General features: G+C 64.2%; 3 protein-coding genes. All 3 read right to left on the reverse strand.

Going from position 1 to position 1,169, the window contains the following annotated elements; translation table 11 throughout:
* The coding region (locus tag EN914_RS36060) for a uracil-DNA glycosylase family protein (protein WP_407067835.1) at positions 1–309 on the reverse strand (309 nt) is incomplete at its 3' end.
* Positions 249–860 carry a glutathione S-transferase gene (locus tag EN914_RS36065; protein ID WP_024503312.1) on the reverse strand — a complete coding sequence of 204 codons (612 nt, stop codon included), beginning with the start codon at positions 858–860 and terminating at the stop codon, positions 249–251. The genes EN914_RS36065 and EN914_RS36060, both read right to left, overlap by 61 nt.
* Before the next feature lie 43 nt (positions 861–903).
* On the reverse strand, positions 904–1,169 hold a 266-nt coding region (locus EN914_RS36070), incomplete at its 5' end, for a thermonuclease family protein (RefSeq protein WP_164779198.1).

A 1,169-nucleotide genomic window follows, 5' to 3' on the forward strand; every position in this document is an offset into this window, starting at 1 on the left:
GTCGTAGAATTCGTCGCTCGTCACGCCAAGCCAGCTGCGCAGGCGGTCGCCGGAAGCGTCGGTGAACGGCATGCCCGACAGATGCACCTTGGTGCCGGGCGCCTGGCTGGCGATCAGGATCCGGGCGGTGGATGATGGGCGCAGCACTGGTCGCGGCTCATGCGGCAACGGCTTGCCGGCCGGATTTTCCACGCAGATGCGGCAGGCGCGGACCCTGGCGACGAGGTTTTCGAGTTCGGCAGTCATTCTCAGGCTGATGCGCTCGGCCGGCTGGAAACGGCTTGATGCCAGCGCAACACATTCGCGCACTCATCCGGTACCTTGATGCGTGCCGGCTTCATGAAGTCGACAGCGATCAGGCCGGTGATGTCGGCGATCGAATAGCTGTCACCGGCGATGAACTCCCGGCTGCCCAGTTCGCCGTCCAGCAGCCTGAGGAACGCCACGGCCTTCGGCTTGTTGGCCTCACCCCATTCAGGGACCTGCGGGATTTCCCATTCCTTCATGGCAGGATGGATGTGCCGGAAGGCCTGCGTGACGCAGCTGAGCAAATTGAATTCCATCCGCCTCTGCCACATCTCGACCTGCGCCTTGCCGAGTGCGCCACGCCCGAACAGGGCCGGTTCGGGATGCAGCTCCTCGAAATAGCGGCAGATGGCGACGGATTCGGTGATGACGGTGCCGTCGTCGAGCTCCAGCACCGGCAGACGCTGCAAGGGGTTGCGCGAGCTGACCGCCTGTTGCCTGTGTTCCAACGCGCCCATATCGATGGGCACCTGCGCAACCTCGATGCCTTTCTCGGCCAGGAAAACGCGGACCCGCCTTGGATTGGGCGCCCGGCCGCCGTCGAAGAGCTTCATTCCATCCTCCTGTTCGTCCTCGGTTCCAGTTCCAGGATGCGCATCACCAGAAGCGAAAAATCTCGCGCACGGCATCGCCGATCGACGCCAGTGTGCCGTGCTTCTTCTCGACGACTTCGCCGTGATGGCTGTCTCGCCAATTCTGCGGCTGATCGAACGTTCCCGCCCAGATGCCGGCCTTTGCCGCGCGGGCAATGGCTTCCTCGCTCTCGAAGTCGCCATAGGCAACCGCCCAGCCCGCCTCGACCTGCGCGCGGTTGAGATCCTTGCCGCCGGCGGTGCAGTCGCCGAGCAGCCGGCCATAACGAT

This window comes from Mesorhizobium sp. M7A.F.Ca.CA.001.08.2.1 (assembly GCF_003998455.1).
GTDB classification, from domain to species: Bacteria; Pseudomonadota; Alphaproteobacteria; order Rhizobiales; family Rhizobiaceae; genus Mesorhizobium; species Mesorhizobium ciceri.